The following is a 19,763-nucleotide window of genomic DNA, read 5'->3' on the forward strand; positions in this document are numbered from 1 at the left end:
TAACGCAAGATCGTCGCGGCGCGGCGCGCAGGCCCGCGTCGTCGGAGGACGAAGGGAGCACGGGGTGGCTCAGGACAAGGCCGCGGCGATCTTGGCCGCACTTGGCGGCGGGGACAACGTGGTGGAGATCGAACCGTGCATCACAAGGCTGCGCTGCGAAGTCGAGGACGGTTCCAAGATCGACGAGGCGGCCCTGAAGGCCGCCGGTGCGCATGGCGTGATGAAGCAGGGCTCGGTCGTGCAGGTCGTGGTGGGGCCGGAGGCGGACACGCTGGCCGGGGACATCGAGGACCTGATGTGAGCGTCGAGGTCGGCAGCCCGGTCGCGGGCCTGGCCACCGCGCTCAGCGAGGTGCCTGACCCGGTGTTCTCGCAGGCCATGGTGGGTCCTGGGGTAGCGGTGCAGCCGTCTGGCGGACGGGCCGACGCCGTCGCGCCGGTGGCTGGGAAGGTCGCGACCCTGCACCCGCACGCGTTCGTGATCGCCTCGCCCGGCGGTGCCGCGATCCTGGTGCACCTGGGCATCGACACCGTGAAGCTCAAGGGCGAGGGCTTCACCGTGCACGTGGCCAAGGGCGACGCCGTCGAAGCGGGCCAGCGCATCGTCAGCTGGAATCCCAGCGAGGTGGAGTCGCACGGGTATTCGTCGATCTGCCCGATCGTCGCCCTGGACGTGGCGGCGGAGACGCTGGCCGACCTCCGCGAAGACGGCCAGGTCCTCGCTGGCGACCCCCTGTTCACAGTGGACGCCTGACCCGTTCGGCATCGGGGTGAGGGGCACCTGTGACCCAGTTACATGGTCACGGGTGCCCCTCACCCCTGTTGCGGAGCGCTCGATCGGGTTCGTGAGCGGTTGTGGCTGTCATAGCGGCTATTACCACTCACGAACCCGTGCCGACACGCGCACCTTCGCGGGCGGGGTGCTGGCGGCGCGGTGCTGCTCGATCGAGGCTGACGCGATGTTCATGTTGATCGGAATCGTCGGTGGTGCAGCGGGATTCGGTGCGGGACGGCTGGGACGGCTGCTGCTGTGCCGAGCGCGCAGGGGAGTCAGGCCACCTCGGCTGTGGTGCGAGGTGGCGGTGGGGCTGTTGTGGACAGTCGTCGCGTTCCGCGCTGCCGCCGGGATGCCGTTGTGGTGGGCGGCGGTTCCGCTGCTGCTCGGTTGGCTTGCGGTGTTGCTGACGGTGTGCGATGTGCTCGCCGCACGGCTGCCCGATGTCCTGACCCTGCCCGCATATCCGGTGGCAGCGGTACTGCTGGCCGTCGCGGCGGTGCACCGGCCCGGAGTCCTGATCGGAACGGTCGGTGGCGCGTTGTTGTTCTTCGGCGTGTACCTGCTGGTGCGCGTGGTGTCATCGAGCGCGATGGGACCGGGTGACGTCAAGCTGGCGGGCAGCCTCGGTGCGGTGGTGGGTGCGGTGTCGTTGACGGCGGTGCTGGTGGTGATGGTCGCTGCGGCGGCAACAACGCTGGTGGCGGCGGTGTGCCTGCGCCGAGGCGGAATCCCGCACGGCCCGGCCATGCTCGCCCCGGCCTGGCTCGCCACCACCTTCCCACCATGGCCATGACGAACCCACCCGCGCTGAACCGAATCCTCCTGTCCCTTGCGGCACCACCGGGTGACGGGAACGAGGTGAAGGGCACCATTTACCGGCTTGCTCGGTCAAAGGTGCCCTTCACTCGTCACCTGAATGGGGTCGTGAGTGCGTGGCCGGGTTGGAGGCCGGTTTCGTACTCACGACCGGGACCCCCGGCCCGGCTCGTCGGGGGGCTGACGTGGCAGGATCTATGTGTGCTGCGCTGGATGACCGCTGGAGAATCGCACGGCCCCGCCTTGGTGGCGGTGCTGGAAGGCATGGTGGCCGGGGTCGAGGTGACCTCCACCGACATCGCGACCCAGTTGGAGCGGCGCAAGCTCGGCTTCGGGCGTAGCCCGCGGATGAACTTCGAGGCCGACGAGCTGGAACTGGTCGGTGGTATCCGGCACGGCCGGACCCAGGGCGGGCCGGTCGCGATCCGCATCGCCAACACCGAGTGGCCCAAGTGGGAGCAGGTGATGGCCGCCGATCCGGTCGACGAGGACGTGCTGTCGTCGCTGGCCCGCAACGCGCCGCTGACCAGGCCGCGACCCGGGCACGCCGACCTCGCCGGGATGCAGAAGTACGGCTTCGACGAGGCCCGACCGGTGCTGGAGCGGGCCAGCGCCCGCGAGACGGCCGCGCGGGTGGCGGTCGGCACGGTCGCCCGGCAGTTCCTCTCGCAGTCGCTCGGGGTCGAGATCGTCAGCCACGTGATCAGCCTGGGTGGCGTGGACGCCGAACAGGGTGTGCTGCCAGGGCCGGACGACCTGGACGCGATCGACCACAACCCGGTGCGCGCCTTCGGCGACGAGGCGACCGAGCGGATGATGGCCGAGGTCGAAGCGGCCCGCAAGGACGGCGACACCCTCGGTGGCGTCGTCGAAGTCATCGCCTACGGCCTGCCTCCGGGCATCGGCTCCCACGTGCATTGGGACCGCAAGCTCGATGCGCGGCTGGCCGGGGCGCTGATGAGCATCCAGGCGATCAAGGGCGTCGAGATCGGCGAGGGCTTCGCCAACGCGCATCGGCGCGGCAGCGCGGCGCACGACGAGATCTACCCCGACCAGGGCGCCAAGTGGGTCCGGCGCGGCAGCAACCGGGCGGGCGGCCTGGAAGGCGGCATCACCAACGGCGAGCCGCTGATCGTCCGCGCGGCCAAGAAACCGATCTCCAGCCTGCCGCGCGCACTGGCCACTGTGGACATGGCTACCGGCGAGCCCGCGCAGGCGATGCACCAGCGCTCCGACATCACAGCGGTGCCGCGCGCCGCGGTGGTCGCCGAGACGATGGTCGCGTTGGTCCTGGCCGAGGCGACGTTGGAGAAGTTCGGTGGCGACTCCCTGCCGGAGACCCGCCGCAACGTCGAGGGCTACCTGGCCTCGCTGCGGGAGCGCGCCGAGAAGCGGCAGGTGCGGTGATGGCGCCGCGCGCAGTGGTGATCGGCCCGCCGGGCGCGGGGAAGACGACGATCGGTCAGCTGCTGGCGAAGCGGCTCGGCGTGGCGTTCCGGGACACCGACGACGACATCGTGCGGACGGCGGGGCGGCCCATCGCCGACATCTTCGCCAACGACGGCGAGCCGGTGTTCCGGGCGATGGAAGAAGAAGCGGTCGCCACAGCGCTGCGGGAACACGACGGCGTGCTGGCGCTGGGCGGCGGCTCGGTGCTCTCCGATCGCACCCGCGAGCGCCTGGCCGGGCATCCCGTGGTCTTCCTGTCGGTCGGGCTGTCCGAAGGTGCCAAGCGCGTGGGGCTGTCCACCGCGCGACCGCTGTTGGCCGGGGTGAACCCCCGCGCCACGTTCAAAGCGCTGTTGGAGGCGCGGCTGCCCATCTACCGTTCGGCGGCCGCGGTGGAGATCGCCACCGATCACGTGGGCCCCGACGAGGTCGTGGACCGGGTGATCGCCGCGCTGTCGGCGAGCAGCGCCCCATCCAGCTGATCAGGACGAGGCCGCCGCGGATGGGAAGTGGGATGCGTTCGACTGCACGTGCGAAGCCGTTTCGCGCTGCCGCGGGTTCTCGAATGTCGCTGCGGGAGGACGGTCTCGACGTGGAGTATTGGACATGCACGAGTCGGGGACCTCGGACCGAGCGGAGTCCGGTGGGGACGCCGACCCGCAGCACGAGCCCAGCACTCTCTTTGCCGAAGGGACGATGATGACCGAACCGGTGCGGATCAGGGTGGCCAGCCAGCAGCCCTACGACGTGGTGGTCGGCCGGGGACTGCTCGGCGAGCTCGTCGACTACCTGCGCGACGCATCGGTGGTGGCGCTGGTGCACCAGCCCACCATCACCAACACCGTAGAAGCGGTGCGCGATGAGCTGGCCGAGGCCGGGGTGGACGCGCACCGGGTGGAGATCCCCGACGCCGAGGACGGCAAGAGCCTCCAGGTGGCCGGGTTCTGCTGGGAAGTTCTCGGCAAGATCGGCATGGACCGCAGCGGTGTGGTGGTCTCCTTCGGCGGTGGCGCGGTCACCGACATCGCCGGTTTCGTCGCCGGGACGTGGATGCGCGGGGTCCGCGTGGTGCACGTGCCGACCACCTTGCTGGGCATGGTGGACGCCGCGATCGGCGGCAAGACCGGCATCAACACCGAGACCGGCAAGAACCTGGTCGGCCTGTTCCACGAGCCGAGCCTGGTGCTGGCCGACCTGGCGACCTTGGAGGGCCTGCCGCACAACGAACTCGTCGCGGGCATGGCCGAGATCGTCAAGGCCGGTTTCATCGCCGACCCGGAGATCCTGCGGCTCATCGAAGCCGACCCGGCCGCCGCCACCGACCCCGGCGGCGAGGTGCTCGCTGAGTTGGTGCGCCGGTCGATCAAGGTCAAGGCCGAGGTGGTCGCCGCGGATCTGAAGGAATCGCACCTGCGCGAGGTGCTCAACTACGGGCACACCCTGGCCCACGCCATCGAGCGCCGGGAGCGCTACCGCTGGCGACACGGCGCGGCGGTCAGCGTCGGACTGGTCTTCGCCGCGGAGCTGGCCCGGCTGGCCGGGCGGTTGGACGACGAGACCGCCGACCGGCACAAGCGGGTCCTCGACCTGCTGGGCCTGCCCACGAGCTACGACCCGGACGCGCTCGGCCAGCTGCTGGAGGCGATGCGGGTGGACAAGAAGACCCGCGCCGGAACGCTGCGGTTCGTCGTGCTCGACGGCCTGGCCAAGCCCGGTCGGCTGGAGGGCCCGGACCCGTCGCTGATCGCCGCCGCGTACTCCGCGGTGACCGGCGGCGAAGCCAAGTCGAGCTCGGAGGTGCTGCTGTGAAGGTGCTCGTCCTCAACGGGCCGAACCTCGGTCGGCTGGGCAAGCGCGAACCCTCGGTCTACGGCAGCACCACGTACGCCGATCTGGTCGAGATGTGCGCGCGGACCGGCAAGGAACTGGGTGTCGAGGTCGAGGTCCGGCAGACCGACCACGAAGGCGAAATGGTCCAGTGGCTGCACGAGGCCGCCGACCAGCAGTGGCCGGTGGTGCTCAACGCGGGCGCGTGGACGCACTACTCGATCGCGGTGCGCGACGCGGCGGCACAGCTCAACGCGGAGCTGATCGAGCTGCACATCTCCAACGTGCACAAGCGGGAGGAGTTCCGGCACACCAGCTACCTGTCGGACATCTCGACCGCGGTCATCGCGGGCCTCGGCGTGGCGGGTTACCCGCTGGCGATCCGCTGGCTGGCCGACACACGCGGCTGACGTTGGGGCGAGGGGCACCGACGACCCAGTAGGTTACCTACTGGTGCCCCCACCACCTGCACCATTCGCACGGGTCAGCGGGGTGCTCCTGGGTGTTGGTGCGGTGCTTGGGGGGAGGTTCCGGGTGAGCAAGCGGGTTTTGCGGCGGGTGGGCGTGCTGGCGTCGGCGGTGTTGTTGGCGGGGTGCACGCAGGTGGAGGGCACGCCCGGTCCGCAGCCGCAGGTCGAGCCGCGGGTGGACGTGCCGCGCGAGCCGATCAAGCTCTCGGTTGGCGGCGAACGCGGTAGCGCTGGCGTGGTGGCGGCGGGCGGGTTGCCCGCGCCGTACAACTACGGGCCGACGGTGCTGGTCGAGGGCGGGCAGTACCGTGCCTGGTGGTGCAGCCAGTTGCCTGGGATCGGCCCGGCCGGGGACGACATCCTTCACGCCGTTTCGAGCAGTCTCGATGCCCCCTTCACACACCCCGGCGGCGCGCCCGCGGTGCCGGTTTTCGCTGGGCAGCCGGGAAGTTTCGACGGCATGCACACGTGCGATCCGTCAGTGTTGAAAGTGGACGGTCGCTATTACCTGTATTACACGGGTGCGGCGGGGGACCACGCGCACGGCAACGCCATCGGGGTGGCCAGCAGCGCCGATGGCTTCGCGTGGCGGCGGGAGGCCGGTGGCGGCCCGATCGTGACGGCGTCCGGCGAGGTGAACCGGGACAACGTCTACGGGGCGGGCCAGCCGTCCGCGCTGTACCTGGACGGCTGGTTCTACCTGATGTTCACCGACACGACTGCGTCCGGCGCGGGTTGGAACGGCGCCGGGCAGTTCGTGCTCCGCGCCCGCAACGCCGAGTTCACCGACCAGGTGCAGACGTTGACCGAGGCCGGTTTCGAGCCTGCCAGTGCCAAGCGATCCCGTTCGGTGGTGGATGCGTTCAGCGCGGACTGGATGTGGGTTCCGGCGCTGGACGCCTTCGCCATCGCGCACCAGACCTCGGCGGGCACCACGATCACCTTCTGGGACCGCGATTTCACCCGCCACCCGTACGAACCGGTGGTGGTGCCCGGCCCTTGGCAGGAGGGGCCGGGACTGGTCCGCCAACCCGACGGTCACGCCCCAGCGTCCACATCGGACCCGTGTGGCACGGTTCCGGTGGACCTCCTCCGCGCTACTGCGGCTGCTCCGGCGCCGACCGACATCCGGCACTTCGGCATCGACGTGACCGGTGTCAATGGATGCGCGACGACCAGTCAGGCCGCTGCTGTGCTGGCGGGTTTCGCGGTGCCGTCGCCAGCTCGTACCGTCGACGTGGTGCGCGACGGGCAGCTGATCCGCGTGGAACGCCGCTCCGTCGCGGAGAAGCTGGTCACCAAGGTGCTGGAGACGCGGGTGTCCGCATTGGACGATCTTCCGGTGGTCGCCACGATTTCGGCTGGGACGAAGGCATTGCGATCACCGCAGGGCGAGGTCGGACTGCTGGACGACAAAGGTCGACTGTGGACGGTTCCTTCAGAAGTGGCCGACGCCAACGGTTCTCCGATTGTCGATGTCTCCCAACAGGAATGGGGTGCGCACGCCTCGGCCGGAGACCTGAGTCACCCGACCGGGTCCAAGTGAAGGGCACCTTCGACCGAGTAAGCCGGTCAAAGGTGCCCTTCACTCATCACCCGAACGGGAGAGTTCGTCGAGGCGGGTGAGTTGCTGGTCGGTTAGGCGGAGGTTCATCGCGGCGGCGCTTTCCTTGGCCTGGTGCGGTTTCGTCGCGCCCGGAATCGCCACCACGGTGTTGCCGTAGAAGCTGATCAGCCAGCTCAGTGCGACCTGTCCGATGCTGGCGCCGTGGGCCTCGGCGATCGCGCGGAGTTCGTCGATCAGCGGGGCGGTTCGGACCAGCGCCCGCTCGCTGAGGCCGCTTAGCAGTCGTCGGATCCGCGGCATCGCCTTGACCAGCGCCGGATCGTCGTGGAACTTGCCGGTGAGCACGCCGGACCGCAGCGGGGAGTAGGCGATCAGCGTGACGCCCAGGCGGCGTGCCGTGGCCAGCACGCCGTTGCGTTCCACATCGCGTTTGAGCAGGCTGATCTGCACCTGGTTGCTGGCCAGGGCGAGCCCGTAGGAGCGCAGCACCTCGCTGGCCCGTTCCATCTGGCGGGCCGAGAAGTTGCTGACCCCCACCGATGCGATCCGACCGGCGCGGCTCAACTCCGCCATCGCCCGGACCTGCCGTTCGATGCTGGAGAAACCGCCGTGCGGCAGGTGGATCTGGTGCAGGTCGATGGGGTAGCCCTGCAGCGCGGCGACCCGATCTTCGATGGTGCGGTGGATGCTCGACGCGATGCGCATCGCCGGTGACCACTTGGTGGCGATCACGACTTCACCGGGGCTGCGGCCGAGTTCGTGCAGCGCGGTGGTGAGCGCGCGTTCCGAGCCGCCTCGGCCGTACATCTCGGCGGTGTCGAACCAGTTGATCCCGCTGTCCAGCGCGGTGCGCACGATCTCGGTGATGGCCTCCGGCGACGAGTAGAACTGCGCGGCGAGGCCGCGACCCGCGAACTGCAGGCAGCCGAGTCCGATTGGGCTGATCTCGATCTGGGTGGTGCCGAGTCTGCGGTTGTCCATGATTACCTCCAGTGAGACATCAATGTCTCACCACGAGGCATGCATGTCAAACGAAGAGTCAGCGAAGTATGCTGCGTAGGTGGTAAAGGGCAGTGCAATGCAGGACCGGGTCGCGGCCGGAATTCTCGAAACCGCCGCAGCGGTGCTCGCCGAGCGCGGCGAGGCGGTGAGCATGGCCGAGATAGCCGAGGCGGCCGGAGTCGGGCGGGCGACGCTGTACCGCTACTTCCCCAACCGGGATGCCCTGCTGCGCGGCCTCATCGAGGTCGCGACTGCCGATCTGCGCGAGCTGATCGCCGGGGCCGAGCTCGACACCGTCGACGTCCGCGACGGGATTGCCCGGCTGGCAAGGCTTTCCGCCCTCGCGGGCAGCAAGTACGCGGTGCTGGTGCACGGTGCGAAGAAGCAGTTGGGCGACCGCGCCGAAATGGAACGCGCGGTCGCCACCCCCATTCGCGAGCTGTTCGCCCGCGGCGTCGCCGACGGCACGCTGCGCACGGACCTGAGCCCGCAGGTCCTGTTCGAGATGTTCACCGGACTGCTGGAGAAGTCGCTGCAGCTGGTCGCCCGCGGTGAACTCGGCGTCGAGTCGGCGGGCGCCGCCATCACCACAGTCTTCCTCGACGGCGCCGGTCGGACTCATCCCAGGTGAGCGGTCCGCTCACCTGCGGTTCACTGCTCGCCGGTGCCTGCCTGGATGGTCTGCACGGTGAGCTGGTTGCCGGGCAGTTGTTCGTTGGCGCAGCCGGTTTCGGCGTAGTCGAACGGGATGTACATCGACGCCGTCTCCTGCGGCGGGTAGATCCGCAGCCCCTTGACCGGCTCCGGTCGGCAGACCTCGGCTTCGTAGTTCTCCACGGTCGCGAAACCGATCACGGCGGAAGCCTGGTCGCCGGGGGCGAGGGTGACCGCCGGTCCCTTCGAACCGTCCCGGTAGGCGGCGGCACCGACCTGGTGGCCGTCCTCGCCGCCGACGTAGGACACGCCGGGGAAGCCTTGGAGGACGCACGCCTGGTCGCTGGTGTTGGTGAAGATCAGCGGCCGGTAGGTGGTTCCGGCTGCCCCGCCGCCACGGCCGAACGACAGCTGGAGGTCCCCGGCCGTGCACAGCCCGGCGTCGGTGCCCGATTCCTGATCGGTGGGGGACTGCGCCATCAGCCCGGACGTTGCGCCGGACGAGCCGGTTGCCTGCGAAACTGGTGCCTGGTCCGTCGGAGCCTGCGCACTCGATCCGCCCGGACTGCAGGCGCTCAGGCCCACCGTGCCGACCGCCAACGCCGCAGCTGTGATCGCGAAGAACTTGGCTCGAATCATCTCGTCTCCCGATGTGTCGAAACTCTGATCAAGAGACGCGCGACCCATGCGCGGGTTGTCGATGTGACCCGAACCGCTACGCACCGCTGCGGAAGGTGCGGCGGTAGGCGGCTGGGCTGGTGCCCAGGCGCTGCCGCAGGTGCTTGCGCAGCGATGCCGCCGTGCTCAGGCCGGACTGCTCGGCCACCGCCTCGATCGGCAGGTCGGTGGACTCCAGCAGGTGGCGGGCGCGCTCGATGCGTTGCTGCAGCAGCCAGTCGAGCGGGCTGGTGCCGGTCTCTTCCCGGAACTTGCGGGTGAAGGTCCGCACGCTCATCCCGGCGTGCGCGGCCACCTCGTCGAGCGTGCGGACATCGGTGAGCCGTTCGAGCAGCCACGCGCGAGTTGGCGCGGTGCCGACACCGGTGGGTTCCGGCAGCGGCCGTTCGATGTACTGGGACTGGCCGCCGTCGCGCCACGGCGGCACGACGCTGGAACGGGCGGCGCGGTTGGCGACCTCGCTGCCGTGGTCCCGGCGGATCACGTGCAGGCACAGGTCGATCCCGGCGGCCACGCCAGCCGAGGTCAGCACGTCGCCGTCGTCCACGAACAGCACGTCCGGGTGCAGTTCGACCTGCGGGTACAGCCGCTGGAAGCGGCGCACGTGCGCCCAGTGGGTGGTCGCCGGGCGGTCGTCGAGCAGGCCCGCCGCCGCGAGCACGAAGGCGCCGGTGCAGATCGACATGATCCGGGTGGTGCGGGGCAGTTCGGCCAGGTAGGCGGCCAGTTTCGGGTCCAGGCTGCCGTCGGTGCGCGGGCCTTCGGCGTAGGTGCCGGGGATGATCAGCGTGTCCGGCGCGGTGAGGAAGTCCGGGTCGGGCTCGGGCAGGATCGAAAAACCCTTGGTGGTGCGGATCGGGCTGCCGTCGAGGCTGCAGACCTGGACGTCGTAGAGCGCTTCGCCGTCCGGGCCCAGGGCACCGGCGAAGATCTGCGACGGGATCGCGAGGTCGAAGCCGACGACGTCAGGGATCCCCAGGACCGCGATCCGGTGTGGCTGGTGCATGGCCGGATCCTCTCACATCTTGTCCCTCCGGCCACTGGTCCGGAGCTTCGGCGTCGGCGAGGCTGCTAACGTGATCAGCACTGTGTCCGCGCGGCGAGTCCACCCGGCTTGGTGGATGGCGGCCGTCGCTTTCATCGCCCTGGTTGGCGCTGCGGCCTTCCGGTCGGTGCCGGGCGTGTTCATGAATCCGCTGCACGACGAATTCGGCTGGCCGCACAGCGTCATCTCCGCCGCTGTGTCGTTGAACCTGCTGCTCTTCGGTCTGACCGCACCGTTCGCGGCGGCGCTGATGGTGCGCTTCGGCATCCGCCGGGTGACCGTCACCGCGCTGCTGCTCGTGGCGGCGGGAAGCGGGCTGACCGTGTTCATGACGGCCAGCTGGCAGTTGGTGGTCTGCTGGGGGCTGCTGGTCGGATTGGGCACCGGATCGATGGCGTTGGCCTTCGTGTCCACTGTGGTCGATCGGTGGTTCGTGGCCCGGCGGGGACTGGTCAGCGGGGTGCTGACCGCGGGCAGCGCGACCGGGCAACTCATCTTCCTACCGCTGGCGGCCGTGCTCGTCGAGGACTTCGGCTGGCGCGTCGCCTCGCTGACCATCGCCGGTGCGGCGCTGCTGGTCGGCGTGCTCGTGCGGCTGGTGCTTCGCGATCAGCCGCGCGACCTCGGCGTCGCCGCCTACGGCGCGGCAGACGCCGAACCCGAGCAGGCGCTGGAGCGCGGCAACCCCGCCGTCGTCGCGCTGCGCACCTTGCGCGACGCGGCCCGCGTACCGGCTTTCTGGCTGCTGGCAGGCGGTTTCGCCATCTGCGGCGCGAGCACGAACGGTTTGGTGAACACCCACTTCGTGCCCGCCGCGCACGATCACGGCATGCCCACGACGATGGCCGCCGGGCTGTTGGCCGTGATCGGCGTCTTCGACGTGGCCGGGACCGTGCTGTCGGGCTGGCTGACCGACAAGATCAACCCGCGCATCCTGCTCGCCGTCTACTACACATTGCGCGGTCTGTCGCTGTTCGTGCTGCCGCAGCTGTTCGCGCCGTCGGTGGAGGCGAACATGGTGCTGTTCGTGGTCTTCTACGGATTGGACTGGGTGGCCACCGTGCCGCCGACGATGGCGCTGTGCCGGGAGCACTTCGGCCCCCGCGCATCGGTGGTGTTCGGCTGGGTGTTCGCCTCGCACCAGGTCGGGGCGGCGGCCATCGCCAGCATCGCGGGCGTGGTGCGCGACCAGTTCGGCGACTACGCCGCCGCCTGGTACGGCGCGGGCCTGCTGTGCTTGCTGGCGACGGCCTTCTCGGTCTCGATCCGGCGGGTCGCCGCCACACCCGCGACGCCGGGCGAGGTCACCGCGGGGTCAGCGTCACGGTGATCGACGTCGGGGCGGGAATTTCCCGGAGGTCGGGGTAGCAGTGGCAACTGCGGGCCCGAGCGGCCCGATGCAGGTCGGGCCTGGTTCCGGGGCGCGGTACGTTCGGGGGGTGTCGGATCGTGTCGCGAGTGCCCGCACCGAACGCGGTGAGGTCGTGCTGCTGCGCCGGGACGGGGCCTTGGAGCTCCGGGTCAACGGCGTGTTCGTCATGGACACCGTGCACACCGAGACCGAACGGCTGCTCGCCAGCGCCACGCTGCGCGCGGCCGTCCGGACCGACGGGGTTCGGGTGCTGATCGGTGGTCTGGGCCTGGGTTTCACCTTGCGCGAAGTGCTGGCCGACCCGCGGGTGCGCGAAGCGCACGTCGTCGAGATCGAGCCCGACCTGCTCGACTGGCACCGCAGCGGGCTGATCCCGAAAACCGCCACCGCGATCCAGGACCACCGGGTCGTGTTCAGCGTCGGTGACATCACCGAGGTGATCGGCGCGCAGCCGCCGGAAAGCTTCGACGTCCTGCTGCTCGATGTGGACAACGGCCCGGATTTCCTCGTCTACGAAGCGAATTCCGCGATCTACCGGAGCGATTTCCTGAGCCGGTGCGCAAAAGTGCTCGCCCCGAACGGCACGGTCGCGATCTGGTCGGCCGACACCGCGCCGGAGTTGCGCGCCGCGATGCACGCGGTTTTCGGCAACTGCGAAGAAATCGCGATCCCGGTGGAGCTGGGCCGTGCGAGAACGACCTACCACCTATTCCTGTCCGGCCGGTAGCAGGTCGAGTTCGAGCAGGCTGGGCTCCAGGACGCCTTCCAGCACCAGCAGGCGCCGCTTGGCCTCCAGTCCGGGGCCGAACCCGCCAAGCCCGCCACCGCTGGCCAGCACCCGGTGGCACGGCACGAGCAACGGCACCGGGTTGCTGCCCATGATGGTGCCGACCGCCCGCGATGCCTCCGGCCGCCCGGACAACTCCGCCAACCGCTTGTAGCTCACCGTCTCGCCGAACGGCACCAGCTCGTACAACGTGCGCAGCACGTGCAACCGCAGCCCCTCCAGGGGCGACCACTCGATCGGCACGTCGAACTCGCGGCGCCGCCGCGCGAAGTACTCGTCGAGCTGCCGTGCGGCATCGACCGCGATGCCGGTGTCCCGGCTCAGCTCGGCCCCGTCGAACTCGCCGAGCACCGCATCCGGTCCGGCGAAGGCCACCTGGCGCACCCCCGATTCGGCGGCGACCACCGTCAGCTCCCCGACCGGGCTGGCGACCGCGCTCCACGACAGCGACATGTCCGGCAGAGTACCGCTGAGCACCGACAACAGGCGATGCGCAAGATCATGGCGGCTTCCCGCAAACGTTCGCGCGACCAGGCCGGTTCGCTGTATCGCGGGTTAGGCTCCGAAACATGTCCGCAACCTACGCCCACCGGCGTCACGCCGTCCGCGCTCGCCTGCGCGAGAACGAGCTGGACGCGATCTTGGTGACCGATCTGCTCAACATCCGCTACTTGACCGGCTTCACCGGATCCAACGCCGCGCTGGTGGTGCACGCCGCCGACGAGCCGGGCGCGGAGCAGCGGACGGTGTTCTGCACCGACGGTCGCTACCTGACCCAGGCCGAAGCGCAGGTGCCGGATCTGGCGCGCGTCATCGACCGGGCGAGCGACCTGGAGCTGGCCAAGCGGATCGGCGCCGAGGCCACCGAACACCGCCGCGTCGGGTTCGAGAGCCAGCACGTCACCGTCGACCGCTGCGATGCGCTGGCCGACGCCGCGGGCAAGGCCGATTTGGTGCGCGCGCCGGGCATCGTCGAGAAGTTGCGGCTGATCAAGGACGAAACCGAGATCGAAGCGCTGCGGATGGCCTGCGCCGCCGCCGACCGGGCGCTGGCCGACCTCATCGAGCACGGCGGGTTGCGCCCCGGCCGCACCGAACTGGAGGTGGCTCGCGAACTGGAGACCCGGATGCTCGACCACGGTGCGGCCGGTCCGTCGTTCGCGACGATCATCGCCGCCGGGTCGAACTCCGCGGTGCCGCACCACCGGCCCACCGACCGGGTCCTGGCGTCCGGAGACCTGGTGAAGATGGACTTCGGCGCGCTGGTCGACGGCTACCACTCGGACATGACCCGCACCGTGGTGCTCGGCAACGCTGCGGACTGGCAACGCGAGATCTACGAGCTGGTGCGTGCGGCGCAGACCGCTGGACGCGGCGCGGTGCAGGTCGACGCCGACGTCAAGGCCGTGGACACCGCGGCCCGCAGCGTGATCGCGGACGCGGGCTACGGGGAGCAGTTCCTGCACGGCTTGGGGCACGGTGTGGGCCTGGAGATCCACGAGGCACCGATGTTGTCGCAGCGGGGGGACGGTAGAATCAGCGCCGGGATGGCGGTCACCGTCGAGCCTGGCGTCTACCTACCAGGGCAGGGCGGGGTCCGCATCGAGGACACGCTGGTCGTGCGTCCCAGCACACCGGAGCTCCTCACCTTGACGACGAAGGAGCTCGTCGAAGTCTGACGCACACCGCTGGAATCCGGTTCGCGTTCCGACGAAACACGCCCAAGCCATCACCGCAGGAGAGACCCCCACCGTGGCAACCACGAACGACCTGAAGAACGGACTGGTGCTCAACATCGACGGCCAGTTGTGGAGCGTCGTGAACTTCCAGCACGTCAAGCCCGGCAAGGGCGGCGCCTTCGTGCGCACCACTTTGAAGAACGTGCTCTCCGGCAAGGTGGTGGACAAGACCTTCAACGCCGGGGTGAAGGTGGACACCGCGAACGTCGACCGCCGCGAGATGACCTACCTCTACAACGACGGCGCCGACTACGTGTTCATGGACACCGACACCTACGACCAGGTCGGCATCTCGGCCGATGTCGTCGGCGAGGCGGCGAACTACATGTTGGAGAACAGCTCGGTGGTCGTGGCACGGCACGACAACGACCCGCTGTACGTGGAGCTGCCCGCCTCCGTCGAGCTGGAGATCTCGCACACCGATCCGGGTCTGCAGGGCGATCGCTCGACCGGCGGCACCAAGCCCGCCACCCTGGAGACCGGTGCCGAGATCCAGGTGCCGCTGTTCCTCAACACCGGTGACAAGGTGAAGGTCGACCCGCGCGACGGCCGGTACCTCAGCCGCGTCAGCGCCAAATGATCGCCTGCCCGTCCGCCGCGGGAGTCGCTCCGGCCGGAAAGAGGGTGTGAGGTGGGTTCTCGGAGCAAGGCGCGCAAGCGCGCCGTGGACTTCCTCTACGAAGCCGATCAACGCGACATCGACCCGGTGACCCTGCTGGCCGATCGGGTCGGTTCGCCGGACGTGCCGCCGGTCAGCGAGTACACGATCACCCTGGTGGAGGGCGTCAACGCGAACCGCGAGCGGATCGACGAACTGCTCACCCAGCACGCCGAGGGTTGGACGCTCGGTCGGATGCCCGCCGTGGACCGCGCGGTGCTGCGGTTGGGCCTGTACGAGTTGCTGTGGAGCGACGACGTGCCGCCAGCGGTGGCCATCGACGAGGCGGTGGAGCTGGTCAAGGCGCTGTCCACGGACGACTCACCGCGCTTCGTCAACGGAGTCCTGGGGCGCATCGCGGGCATCGCGCACCGCCTCCGCAAGTCGGTGCGCCCGGAGCAACCCGCAGACCAAGTCTCCGAATAACTTCGCCCGCCGACCCGGCACCTGCTTTGCACCTGCTGCCCACGCACCGCGCTCTCGCGCGCGGTTGAGCCCGGCGCGGTCCCTTCCGAGACGAGGCCGCAGGCCGCTCCGATCACGCGCCGAACCAGACGAGCTACGCGTGAGGGGCACCCTTCACCAACTTAGTTGGTGAAGGGTGCCCCTCACGCGAATAAGACGAAGGGGCACCTGTTGCGACTTCTGGTCGTCGGGTGCCCCGTTCACGTCACCCGGCCCTCACCTGTTCGAGCGGGGCCGGGTGTGTTGTCACTCCTCCCGGGCTGGGCGGGCCTCCGGCGGAAGCACGCCCCAGTCGATGAGCTGCTCGGTGAGCTCGCCCGGCGTCATGTCGTAGATGATGGCCAGGGATCGCAGGTCCTCGGTGCGGATGGACAGCACCTTGCCGTTGTAGTCACCGCGCTGGCTCTGGATGGTGGCCGCGTAGCGGGCCAGCGGGCCCACCTTCTCAGCGGGCAGCTGCTGCAGCCGTTCCAGGTTGATCACAACTTTGGTGGCGGGCTCGGCGCCGGATGGCACCCGGCCCTCCGGAAGCAGTTCCGCGACCGGAACTCCGTAGAAGTCGGCCAGTTCGGCCAGCTTCTGCACGGTCACCGCACGGTCGCCTCGCTCATAGGACCCGACGACCACGGCCTTCCACCGCCCGCCAGACTTCTGCTCGACGCCGTGCAGCGACAGACCCTGCTGCTGGCGGATAGCGCGGAGCTTGCTGCCCAGCGCCTTGGCGTAGTCGCCCATGTGGCGTTTCTCCGTTCGTTCGCCCCGTCAGCCGATAACGGCGACCGGGGAGCAAAGCTCAGATCGATACGGAGAGTAATGTTCGCTCGCAAGCGTCACCAGGTCAAGTTGGTCTTTCTCGGCAATGCGGCGAACGCCACCACACCACCCGGACGATTGACCTGTCGGCGCTGATAGCGTACAAGGCAGCCCGGCAGTCCGCAGTGGCTTCTGAGCCCAGGATTGCGGGGCAGGTCACACACCATCCTTTAAGGACCCGTCCAGTGAGGCGGGGAAGGAGGTCCACCGTGGCGTCACGCCGACCGGCGGACGCGGCGGAACCGGTCGAGCAGCGTGAGCTGCTCTCGGCCGGTGACGTTGCGCGCACGATTGCCCGGATTGCCCACCAGATCATCGAGAAGACCGCGCTGGACACGGCGAACAGCGACGTAGTGCTGCTGGGCATCCCCACCAGGGGGACTTCGCTGGCCCGGCGGCTGGCCGCGAAGATCAGCGAGTTCAGCGGGGTGACGGTGCCCACCGGCACCCTGGACATCACGCTCTACCGCGACGACCTGCGGCAGCGCCCGAACCGTCCGCTGGAGCCCACCAACCTGCCGACGCGGGGCATCGACAACGCGCTGGTCGTGCTCGTCGACGACGTGCTGTTCTCCGGCCGCACCGTGCGCGCCGCCCTCGACGCCCTGCGCGACCAGGGCCGACCGCGGGCGGTGCAGCTGGCGGTGCTGGTCGATCGGGGGCACCGCGAGCTGCCGATCCGCGCCGACTACGTCGGCAAGAACATCCCGACTTCGCGCTCCGAAGACGTCGCCGTCCAGCTCGAAGAGACCGACGAGACCGATGGCGTGGTGCTGCTGCGGCGAGAGGGAGGCGAGTGATGCGCCACTTGTTGTCCACCGAGGGGTTGGACGCGGCCACCGCGACGAGCCTGCTCGACACCGCCGACACCCTGAAGCAGACGCTGCTCGGGCGCGAGGTCAAGAAGCTGCCGACGCTGCGCGGCCGGACAGTGGTGACCTTGTTCTACGAGAACTCCACCCGCACCCGGGTGTCCTTCGAGGTCGCCGGGAAGTGGATGAGCGCCGACGTGATCAACGTCTCGGCCAGCAGTTCTTCGGTCGGAAAGGGCGAGTCGCTGCGCGACACCGCGCTGACGCTGGCCGCCGCCGGAGCGGACTGCGTGATCATCCGGCACCCGGCCTCCGGCGCGGCGCACCGGCTGGCCGGTTGGCTGGACGAGGTCGGCACGCAGGTCATCAACGCGGGCGACGGCATGCACGAGCACCCCACCCAGGCGCTGCTGGACGCCGCGACGTTGCGCGAGCGGCTGGGTGACTTGGCCGGGCGCCGCATCGCGATCGTCGGCGACCTGCTGCACAGCCGGGTGGCGCGCTCGAACGTGCACCTGCTGCGCACCCTCGGCGCCGAGGTGGTGCTGGTCGCGCCGCCGACGTTGGTGCCCGTCGGGGCGTCGCACTGGGGCGCGGAGGTCTGCCACGACCTGGACCCGGAGCTGCCGAAGCTGGACGCGGTGATGATGCTGCGGGTCCAGGCCGAGCGGATGCACGGCGGGTTCTTCCCGTCGGCGCGCGAGTACTCGATCGCCTACGGGCTCAACGAGGCGCGGCTGGGCAGGTTGCCCGAGCACGCGGTGGTCCTGCACCCCGGTCCGATGCTGCGCGGCATGGAGATCGCGCCAGCGGTGGCCGATTCGCCACGCGCCGCCATCACCCAGCAGGTCAGCAACGGCGTGCACGTGCGGATGGCGGTGCTCTACCACCTGCTGGCCGGAGAGGAGATCGCAGCATGAGCCGGGTGCTGCTGAAGGAGGTCCGCCCGTACGGTGCGGATGAGCCGGTGGACGTGCTGATCGTCGGCGAGGTCATCGCCGAGATCGGCCCGGATCTCGATGTGGACGCTGACGAGATCGTGCACTCCGGTGGTGCCGTGGCGCTGCCGGGCTTCGTGGACCTGCACACCCACCTGCGGGAACCGGGCCGGGAGGACGCCGAAACCGTCGAGACGGGTTCGATGGCCGCCGCGCTCGGTGGCTACACCGCGGTTTTCGCGATGGCCAACACCGACCCGGTCGCCGACAACGCAGTGGTCGTCGAGCACGTGTGGCGCCGGGGCCGCGAGGTCGGACTGGTCGACGTGCATCCGGTCGGCGCGGTGACCGTGGGGCTGGCGGGCGAGAAACTGGCCGAGTTGGGCACCATGCGCCGCAGCGCCGCCGAGGTCCGGGTGTTCTCCGACGACGGCCATTGCGTGCACGACCCGCTGATCATGCGGCGCGCGCTGGAGTACACGAAGTCGTTCGGCGGCCTGATCGCGCAGCACGCCGAGGAGCCGCGGCTGACCGTCGGCGCGCAGGCGCACGAGGGTGCGAACGCCGCGCGGCTGGGCCTGGCGGGCTGGCCCGCACCGGCCGAGGAAGCGATCGTCGCCCGCGACTGCCTGCTCGCCGGGCACACCGGCGGCACGCTGCACATCTGCCACGTCTCCACCGAGGGCACCGCCGAGATCCTGCGCTGGTGGAAGTCCCGCAAGTCCGCGTGCCGGGTGTCGGCCGAGGTCACGCCGCACCACCTGCTGCTCACCGACGACCGGCTGAACAGCTACGACCCGGTCAACAAGGTCAACCCGCCGCTGCGCACCGACGCCGATGTGCTGGCGCTGCGGCAGGCGCTCGCCGACGGCACCGTGGACTGCGTGGCCACCGACCACGCACCGCACGCCGCGCAGGACAAGGACTGCGAGTGGTCCGCCGCGAGCCCCGGCATGCTCGGCCTGCAGACCGCGCTCGGCATCGTGGTGCAGACGATGGTGCGTCCCGGCCTGCTGGACTGGCGGGGCGTGGCGCGGGTGATGAGCGAGCGGCCCGCCGAGATCGCCGGGCTGACCGACCAGGGCCGACCGGTCGCCGCGGGCGAACCGGCGAACTTGGTGCTGGTCGAACCGGACGCCGAGTGGACGGTGCGCGGCGCGGAACTGGCCAGCCTCGGCGAGAACTCGCCGTTCGAAGGCATGCGGTTGCCCGGCCGGGTGGTCGCGACGTTGCTGCGCGGACGGCTCACCGCGCACGAAGGCAAGGTGAGGCGCTGATGGAACGCTTGCTGTGGGTGCTCGGTCTCGTCGCGCTGCTCGCGCTGGTGTTCTTCGGGATGCGGCGCGGCTGGGTGCACCGGGCCCGTCGACAGGCCGCCGAACTGCCGGACTTCCCGGTGCCGCCTGCCGAGCCGGGTGAGCAGTTGCTGCCCGCAGCGTCCGGCATGTACGTCGGCACCACCAAGGCGACCGACTGGCAGGACCGCATCGCCGTCGGGGACATCGGCCACCGCGCCAACGGCACCGCGCACCTGCACGCTTCGGGGCTGCTGCTGCGCCGGACCGGAGCCAGTGCGCTGTGGATCCCGGCGGAGTCCATCGTGGACTGCCGGTTGGACCACAAGCTGGCCAACAAGGTGGTGCCCGGTGCCGGACTGGTCGTGGTGACCTGGCGGCTGGGCGATCAACTGCTGGACACCGGGTTCCGCGGCGACGACAAGGCAGCGCAAACCGACTGGGTCGAAGCCGTCCGCGCACTGGCGCCCGCCGACGAAGTCGTGAGTGCGAAAACCGGCTGGAGCCGGTTTTCGCACTCACGCTAGATGCTTGCTTCCGAGGGGGCGGCGGTCATAGGTGTTCAGGATGCGGCCGCCATGGTCGGCATCGGAACTGGT

Annotated in this window: 23 protein-coding genes; 18 read left to right on the plus strand and 5 right to left on the minus strand. The window is 69.8% G+C overall.

Features of this window, described 5'->3' with window-relative positions:
• The first annotated feature begins 64 nt into the window (after positions 1-64).
• The 8 genes from MOQ72_RS22315 to MOQ72_RS22350 all read left to right on the plus strand — a co-directional run bounded on the left by MOQ72_RS22315 (position 65) and on the right by MOQ72_RS22350 (position 6,885).
• Complete coding sequence (locus MOQ72_RS22315; protein WP_242186576.1) at positions 65-301, plus strand: PTS sugar transporter subunit IIB; 237 nt, start codon at positions 65-67, stop codon at positions 299-301.
• Positions 298-753, plus strand: coding sequence for a PTS sugar transporter subunit IIA (locus tag MOQ72_RS22320; protein WP_242186586.1), 456 nt, complete (start codon positions 298-300; stop codon positions 751-753). The genes MOQ72_RS22315 and MOQ72_RS22320 overlap by 4 nt, the downstream gene beginning before the upstream one ends.
• Positions 754-958: 205 nt before the next feature.
• A complete protein-coding gene (locus MOQ72_RS22325; RefSeq protein ID WP_242186589.1) occupies positions 959-1,570 on the plus strand; it encodes a prepilin peptidase in 612 nt (203 codons plus the stop codon).
• A gap of 224 nt (positions 1,571-1,794) precedes the next feature.
• Complete coding sequence (gene aroC / locus MOQ72_RS22330; RefSeq protein ID WP_242186600.1) at positions 1,795-3,000, plus strand: chorismate synthase; 1,206 nt, start codon at positions 1,795-1,797, stop codon at positions 2,998-3,000.
• The gene (locus MOQ72_RS22335; protein WP_242186610.1) at positions 3,000-3,524 is read left to right on the plus strand and encodes a shikimate kinase; all 525 of its coding nucleotides are present in this window, start codon (positions 3,000-3,002) and stop codon (positions 3,522-3,524) included. The genes aroC and MOQ72_RS22335 overlap by 1 nt, the downstream gene beginning before the upstream one ends.
• A gap of 217 nt (positions 3,525-3,741) precedes the next feature.
• Positions 3,742-4,851 carry a 3-dehydroquinate synthase gene (gene aroB, locus MOQ72_RS22340; protein WP_242186984.1) on the plus strand — a complete coding sequence of 370 codons (1,110 nt, stop codon included), beginning with the start codon at positions 3,742-3,744 and terminating at the stop codon, positions 4,849-4,851.
• Positions 4,848-5,279: a type II 3-dehydroquinate dehydratase gene (aroQ, locus tag MOQ72_RS22345; protein WP_242186619.1), complete on the plus strand. Its 432-nt coding sequence runs from the start codon at positions 4,848-4,850 to the stop codon at positions 5,277-5,279. The genes aroB and aroQ overlap by 4 nt, the downstream gene beginning before the upstream one ends.
• Positions 5,280-5,403: 124 nt before the next feature.
• Entirely contained in the window at positions 5,404-6,885 is a 1,482-nt protein-coding gene (locus tag MOQ72_RS22350; RefSeq protein WP_242186621.1) for a glycoside hydrolase family protein, read from the plus strand.
• A gap of 39 nt (positions 6,886-6,924) precedes the next feature.
• On the opposite strand, the gene MOQ72_RS22355 is transcribed toward MOQ72_RS22350, so the two are convergent.
• On the minus strand, positions 6,925-7,887 hold the full coding sequence (locus MOQ72_RS22355; RefSeq protein ID WP_242186641.1) for an aldo/keto reductase: 963 nt from the start codon (positions 7,885-7,887) through the stop codon (positions 6,925-6,927).
• A 79-nt stretch (positions 7,888-7,966) separates the two neighbouring features.
• Between MOQ72_RS22355 and MOQ72_RS22360 the strand changes: the two genes are divergently transcribed.
• Complete coding sequence (locus MOQ72_RS22360; protein ID WP_242186643.1) at positions 7,967-8,539, plus strand: TetR/AcrR family transcriptional regulator; 573 nt, start codon at positions 7,967-7,969, stop codon at positions 8,537-8,539.
• Positions 8,540-8,559: 20 nt separating this feature from the next.
• On the opposite strand, the gene MOQ72_RS22365 is transcribed toward MOQ72_RS22360, so the two are convergent.
• Complete coding sequence (locus tag MOQ72_RS22365; protein WP_242186645.1) at positions 8,560-9,201, minus strand: DUF4232 domain-containing protein; 642 nt, start codon at positions 9,199-9,201, stop codon at positions 8,560-8,562.
• 76 nt (positions 9,202-9,277) lie between these two features.
• On the minus strand, positions 9,278-10,246 hold the full coding sequence (locus tag MOQ72_RS22370; RefSeq protein ID WP_242186647.1) for a GlxA family transcriptional regulator: 969 nt from the start codon (positions 10,244-10,246) through the stop codon (positions 9,278-9,280).
• On the opposite strand from MOQ72_RS22370, the gene MOQ72_RS22375 reads away from it, so the two are divergent.
• Positions 10,245-11,615, plus strand: a complete 1,371-nt coding sequence (locus MOQ72_RS22375; RefSeq protein ID WP_372495507.1) for an MFS transporter — start codon at positions 10,245-10,247, stop codon at positions 11,613-11,615. The two genes, MOQ72_RS22370 and MOQ72_RS22375, sit on opposite strands and share 2 nt — an antisense overlap.
• A 109-nt stretch (positions 11,616-11,724) precedes the next feature.
• Positions 11,725-12,384: a spermidine synthase gene (locus MOQ72_RS22380; protein ID WP_242186650.1), complete on the plus strand. Its 660-nt coding sequence runs from the start codon at positions 11,725-11,727 to the stop codon at positions 12,382-12,384.
• Here MOQ72_RS22380 and MOQ72_RS22385 read toward each other — a convergent pair.
• Entirely contained in the window at positions 12,364-12,921 is a 558-nt protein-coding gene (locus MOQ72_RS22385) for a methylated-DNA--[protein]-cysteine S-methyltransferase (RefSeq protein ID WP_242186791.1), read from the minus strand. The genes MOQ72_RS22380 and MOQ72_RS22385 overlap by 21 nt on opposite strands.
• A gap of 92 nt (positions 12,922-13,013) precedes the next feature.
• Here MOQ72_RS22385 and MOQ72_RS22390 point away from each other — a divergent pair, with 92 nt between their 5' ends.
• The 3 genes from MOQ72_RS22390 to nusB all read left to right on the plus strand — a co-directional run bounded on the left by MOQ72_RS22390 (position 13,014) and on the right by nusB (position 15,267).
• Entirely contained in the window at positions 13,014-14,123 is a 1,110-nt protein-coding gene (locus MOQ72_RS22390) for a M24 family metallopeptidase (RefSeq protein WP_242186801.1), read from the plus strand.
• Between the two features lie 73 nt (positions 14,124-14,196).
• Positions 14,197-14,763 carry an elongation factor P gene (gene efp, locus MOQ72_RS22395; RefSeq protein ID WP_242186810.1) on the plus strand — a complete coding sequence of 189 codons (567 nt, stop codon included), beginning with the start codon at positions 14,197-14,199 and terminating at the stop codon, positions 14,761-14,763.
• A gap of 51 nt (positions 14,764-14,814) precedes the next feature.
• Positions 14,815-15,267, plus strand: a complete 453-nt coding sequence (nusB, locus tag MOQ72_RS22400) for a transcription antitermination factor NusB (RefSeq protein ID WP_242186819.1) — start codon at positions 14,815-14,817, stop codon at positions 15,265-15,267.
• A 285-nt stretch (positions 15,268-15,552) separates the two neighbouring features.
• On the opposite strand, the gene bldD is transcribed toward nusB, so the two are convergent.
• Complete coding sequence (bldD, locus tag MOQ72_RS22405; RefSeq protein WP_010311046.1) at positions 15,553-16,041, minus strand: transcriptional regulator BldD; 489 nt, start codon at positions 16,039-16,041, stop codon at positions 15,553-15,555.
• 287 nt (positions 16,042-16,328) lie between these two features.
• Here bldD and pyrR point away from each other — a divergent pair, with 287 nt between their 5' ends.
• The 4 genes from pyrR to MOQ72_RS22425 are packed head-to-tail and all read left to right on the plus strand — an operon-like array spanning position 16,329 to position 19,691.
• Entirely contained in the window at positions 16,329-16,919 is a 591-nt protein-coding gene (gene pyrR, locus MOQ72_RS22410; protein ID WP_308197934.1) for a bifunctional pyr operon transcriptional regulator/uracil phosphoribosyltransferase PyrR, read from the plus strand.
• A complete protein-coding gene (locus MOQ72_RS22415) occupies positions 16,919-17,851 on the plus strand; it encodes an aspartate carbamoyltransferase catalytic subunit (RefSeq protein ID WP_242186822.1) in 933 nt (310 codons plus the stop codon). Before pyrR ends, MOQ72_RS22415 begins: the two co-directional genes overlap by 1 nt.
• Positions 17,848-19,146 carry a dihydroorotase gene (locus MOQ72_RS22420; RefSeq protein ID WP_242186836.1) on the plus strand — a complete coding sequence of 433 codons (1,299 nt, stop codon included), beginning with the start codon at positions 17,848-17,850 and terminating at the stop codon, positions 19,144-19,146. The genes MOQ72_RS22415 and MOQ72_RS22420 overlap by 4 nt, the downstream gene beginning before the upstream one ends.
• Entirely contained in the window at positions 19,146-19,691 is a 546-nt protein-coding gene (locus tag MOQ72_RS22425) for a PH-like domain-containing protein (protein ID WP_242186838.1), read from the plus strand. The genes MOQ72_RS22420 and MOQ72_RS22425 overlap by 1 nt, the downstream gene beginning before the upstream one ends.
• Positions 19,692-19,763: the final 72 nt, after the last annotated feature.

The sequence above is a fragment of the Saccharopolyspora soli genome, assembly GCF_022678645.1.
GTDB classification, from domain to species: domain Bacteria; phylum Actinomycetota; class Actinomycetes; order Mycobacteriales; family Pseudonocardiaceae; genus Saccharopolyspora; species Saccharopolyspora soli.